Source organism: Parablautia muri (assembly GCF_009917485.1).
GTDB lineage: Bacteria > Bacillota > Clostridia > Lachnospirales > Lachnospiraceae > Suilimivivens > Suilimivivens muri.
The window spans coordinates 1-2,952 of the sequence record NZ_QZDT01000126.1; the positions used below are offsets into that span (position 1 = coordinate 1).

Consider the following 2,952-nt stretch of genomic DNA (forward strand, 5'->3'; position numbering starts at 1 on the left):
TGACAGGAAAATGGGTGATTTCACGACAGCAGGTGAGGTCGAATCTGTGACAGCTCATGAAGTTATTAACAGGATTACATCCGCATTAGCCGTGGGGATGAGGAGTATGCCGGGATCGTGACAGAGATCGGGTATGGCACGGATAAATCCAAAAAGCTACAGACTATTTCCTATAAGCCGCTGATGGAACTGCTGAATACGGATGTGCTTTTCGATGTAGACCTGCAGGGGCAGGGCAGCATGGAGCAGTTCATCTGTGACAGGATAAAAGAAATATTCATCACAAATGAGGATGGGATGCAGAATATAAAAGGTCTTTCCGTCAGTGCGGCAACGGCCACAAAGGACTGGAGCCTGCACATCACGCCCTCCGACAAGGGCGGTCATTATAACATCGTGAACCTCATTGACTCCGTTATCATCCCGGCAATGGAGAAGTACAGTATCCTTGTAAGGACAAAGCTGGATATCCAGAACCGGGAAGTGCAGATCACCGTGGGGAAAGCGGCAGCCGGGGTGATTACGATTGAAAGCGACCTGCCCAACATCATCAAAAAGAGCGTCACGATAAAACAGGTCAGCGCCGATGTGAATAAACTGATTATTTATGATGCAGAGGATTATTCCAACACCCGGATTTATTATCTGCATCCCGATCTTGGCTATGACACGAAAGACCGGGACCGCATCTCGCCTGTGGTGTGTGAGATGCAGGCGGTTTCCCATGAGGAGGGGAGCAGCTTTGAGAGTGCTGCGATCAGCGCCGCCCATAACAAGTTCGCAAATTTATCCTATTCCAATCTGATAGAGCTTACCATGATGAACGGTGACGCGCTGGTAAAGCCGGAGGAACTGGAATTCGGACAGGTGGCGGACATCATCTCGGACGGGGAAAGTTATAGGAGCATCCTCACCGGGAGGGAAAGGGGCAGGAACACAAAGCTGGTGTTCGGCACGGTGCGGCTGGACTTAACAAAGATTTTAAGGAGGCAGGAGAATGGCTGATAATATCACACTGAAAACCTATAAGGGCGGCAATGTCACACCGCAGGATGACGCCATCATCTACGAGACGGCGATCCCCGGCAGCGGCATCTTCAAGGGCTGCGAAGTGACATATGCCAGGGGCAACGTCCTTCACATCTCACAGGGCTTTGGCATGATACGGGGGCGCTTTTTTGAAGTGTATGAAACGGAGATTGACGTGCGTCTTGCGGATGTGGGGGAGACACTGCAGGGGCGGGTGTATATCCATTTGGATTTATCCAATGCGGATGAACCTATCAAGATACTGGCGCAGGCGGCAGCGGAACTTCCACCGCTGGACGCGGATGTGAACATCAATTACAACAATTCCTCTTACGACCTGGAACTTGCCATATTCACCGTATCTTCCGCAGGTCTGGACGGCCTTACGAAAGTGTTCCCCACGCTGAAAGCCGGGAGCGGCGGTGGAGGCGGCGGAGGGGAAACCCTCACCCGTGCCACATCATACTCAGTGGGTGATGCGGTGACCGCAGTGGGCGCTCCGGGATGGGCAACGTTGGTCTGCACACAGGCAGGCACCACGGCGGCATCGGAGCCTTCCGGGTATTCGAGGATCACCAAAGTGGGGGATAAGGTGCTGGACGGCACGGCAGTATTTACGGCGAGGAATATCATCGGGGAGCTGGACGGTGTCATTTCCTCCAATGCTTCCCTCGGAGAATCTGTGCAGACGCTGGATACCAAAGTGACGGATATGATGAGCAGTACCGGCCTTGTGATGAAACTGGTGAGCCTTGACGAATACCGGGCAATGGAAAGCTACAGCGCCACTACAATCTATCTCTGCTATGAAGATGAAACCACTAAAAGGGTGACGCGGATTTTCGTGGGAGAGGACAGGGTGTATGCGGCGGGTGTAAAGGTGACTTATCAGATCGACACGGGGTATGCATTGGAAAGGACTGTGCCGGACAGGGAGGACGCCATTTCCGCCGCACCGCCCGCTGCGCTGGAGGGCTATACCTTTGTAGGATGGCGGCAGGATAGTTTTGCGGAAAAGAAGGTGTTTTCGGAATATATCATCAGTTCGGAGGAACCCGTCACGCTCTATGCGGTGTTCAGAAAGCAGATGACCATAGGGCTGATGCCCAATGGCGGCACCCTTGCAGAAACCGGGGCGGCGGAGTCCTTTACGGCTTATTGCTATTACAACAACGGGAATGCACAGAGCGAACCCACCACGGTACCGGCAAGCCCCTACACGAGAAAGAATATGTCCTTCTGCGGATGGAGCATTGACTCCCTTTCCACGCCATCTTACAAACCGGGGGAGAAAGGGGTATTCCCTGCGGAGGCTGCGCTCTATGCCATGTGGGTGACCACGGAGTATGACTTCCCCTACACAGGGAATTATGTGCAGTTTGTTATCCCCCAGGACGGCATCTATGAGTTTGAGGTATGGGGCGCATCCGGCGCTGCGGCGAAGGTGGACTCCCTTGTGGCGGAGGGAGGGCTTGGCGGCCATTCCAAAGGCTATAAGAAGATGAAGAAGGATGAAGTGATCTATGTCTATAACGGCGGATCACCGAAAGGCACATCTTATGGGGCAAACGGAGGCGGTAACGGTTACAATTATGCCAGCAGCAAGCAGTACGGGGCAGGAGGCGGCGGTTCCACCCATGTGGCCACAAAACCTTATGGACTTGGCACGAACAGTTCCAGCGGGCCGTCCTACGCCAACCGCTCCAGCATCCTGATCGTGGCGGGAGGCGGTGGGGGCGGCGGGATAGACAACGGCACAGCCCACAAGGGAGGAGACGGCGGCGGGGAGCGTGGCGGTAACGGCTCCGGCGGTGCATTGGGAGGCCGGCAGATTTCCACGGGGAGCAGCCCGTCTGAAAACTTTGGCATTGGGGATTATTATTCATCAAGCGGTACCGCTTCTTCCGGCGGTGGTGGCGGATG

2 protein-coding genes are annotated in these 2,952 nt (G+C 54.4%); both read left to right on the plus strand.

Going from position 1 to position 2,952, the window contains the following annotated elements; all coding sequences use genetic code 11:
- Window positions 1-117 precede the first annotated feature (117 nt).
- Window positions 118-1,005: a hypothetical protein gene (locus D5281_RS24450; protein WP_160562468.1), complete on the plus strand. Its 888-nt coding sequence runs from the start codon at window positions 118-120 to the stop codon at window positions 1,003-1,005.
- On the plus strand, window positions 998-2,952 hold a 1,955-nt coding region (locus tag D5281_RS24455; protein WP_277935611.1), incomplete at its 3' end, for a glycine-rich protein. The genes D5281_RS24450 and D5281_RS24455, both read left to right, overlap by 8 nt.